This is a genomic window from Vibrio sp. D54 (assembly GCF_021728075.1).
Lineage (GTDB): Bacteria > Pseudomonadota > Gammaproteobacteria > Enterobacterales > Vibrionaceae > Vibrio > Vibrio alginolyticus.
Genome location: NZ_JAKKCS010000051.1, coordinates 1 through 2,235, shown reverse-complemented (window position 1 = coordinate 2,235; position 2,235 = coordinate 1). Strand labels below are relative to the sequence as shown.

At 40.3% G+C, this 2,235-nt stretch carries 1 rRNA gene; it reads right to left on the bottom strand.

The features are described 5' to 3' along the window. Window positions 1-1,606 (bottom strand): 16S ribosomal RNA (locus L3V37_RS24285); the annotation flags it as partial. Window positions 1,607-2,235: the final 629 nt, after the last annotated feature.

Below are 2,235 nucleotides of genomic sequence, written 5' to 3'. Positions count from 1 at the left end.
CTTTCATGTGGTTTTTGTTTATCCACCTGTACCTCTAAGAAGTAAAACGGACTTATATGATTCTATAATGACACACGAAGGCGACATTATAGGTGACCACACAAGTTTATCCGCCTACTAATTAGCAGGATGGAGTCTCGTTCGTTAACGGAATTAACCAGACAACTCATACCACGAACTAAGAACGGCCATGCACCACTAGCCACCGAATCATGAAAGAGCTATCAATCTGTCAATCCACATAGTGTCCGGCCCGGGTGAGTTTTCCCGTGTTGAGTCAAATTAAGCCGCAAGCTCCACTCCTGGTGGTGCCCTTCCGTCAATTCCTTTAAGTTTCAGATTTGCAACCATACTTTCCCCGGAACCCATAGACTTACAGGTTTCCCGGGGACTGCCCGTGATCCCACGTAAATGGAGAGATCACGGATTATCAGATGGCATCGTTTATGGTCAGAACTAGGACGGTATCTGATCGTCTTCGAACCTCTGACTTTCGCTCCTGGTAAATGAAAACATACTTGGCAGATGCTTTCGCTTTAGTTTGTCTGGCAACGGTCCATGAATTTCACCTCTCGCGCTGCCATACAAATGCCCCCGTCAGTCTCTATTTATCATTACTTCAGGTCTATCAAACCAACGAAATAGAACCGAAGTCCTATTTCATTATTCCATGCAAGACTTTATAGACACAGGGTGTCTGCTTTGAGCACTCAAATTTGTTCAAAGTAAACGTGCTGTCCGCCAAGAACACTCAATGAAGAGCATTACCTGACATAATATCAGGCTAGCACCTCTCCCATTACAGGAGAAGCCGCATCACCCAATATCATCTAAATATTAGCGTTAACTAATATAAAGACACAGCTATTAAGCAAGATCCTAACAACTAACAACTATCAATCCAAATTCATGGAAAAATAATCACTAGCCTTCAGATCATTGCCCAGATCCAACTACGAGCTTTTTAACTGCAGCAATTTTAATATACGCTATTGGAGCTGGAGTTACCGCGGCTGCTGGCACCAGACTTGCCCTCCAATAGATCCTCATTGTAGGATTTATATTGCTTTCATTTCGATTGCAGAGCCTCGAATGAGTCCCGCATCGATATTTGTCTTTACTACCTCCTCTATCTGAGAGTGGGTAATTTGCGTGCCTGCTGCCTTCCTTGGATGTGGTAGCCGTTTCTCAGGCTCCCTCTCCGGAATCGAACCCTGATTCCCCGTTACCCGTCATAACCATGGTAGGCATAACACCTACCATCATTAGTTGATAGGGCAGACATTTGATGGATCCATCGCCGACTGAAAGCCGACTGCGATCATACTTAATTATCCAGAGTCATCACAAGTATACAGATTTCTCCGTATTGGCTTGCGATCTAATAATTGCACCCCTCATCTTGCGAATCAGGGCATCGAGGCATGTATTAGCTCTAGAATTACTACAGGTATCCCTGTAGTAGGTATAGTATGATCCAAGGAACCATATCTGATTTAATGAGCTTTTTGCGGTTTTACCATTTTAGGAGGCGTGTACAGGCACTTGCATGGCTTAATCTTTGAGACAAGCATATGACTACTGGCAGGATCAACCAGATATTTATCAATGAATATACTTTCATATATTCATTGTATAGTACTCAGGGAGTACTAACAATGCTTTATTTGATTTGTTTTGTGTTATAGTCAATTTGTTAACAAATCAGCATTGTATTAATTGTTTGTAACATCACCATTGGTATATGGATCTGCTACGTACATGGTCATCCAACATGCACCCATGTCGTTATTCGCCTTGACACCCAGCAAGCTGCATGTCAATTTTTGTGTTTGTTTAACTAAATTTAATTAGTTCAGAAAATCCACTTTCATATATCCTATGGATAATTGTAAAGTAGGACTTTCGGTTCTATAGACATGCATAGCTGCACATCAGATTGCATTTACAATATCAAGTTAAGCCAACACACTTGTATAAAGAATAATATGAAATCGCGTACAGTGTTAATGTACACGCATAATACAGTAATTAGTATATATCTGCGTCAACTAATTAAATATATCTGTATACACTCAGTGTGAGGCCACAACTACCTTCTCTATATATATAGCAAAACGTAAACTTGCAACAAATAGTTTTAGTCTACTTTGTTTACATGAAATTAAACATTTCTACACTAAAACTCTACCCCATATATTCACATATATACATGTATGTATACATATATGTTAA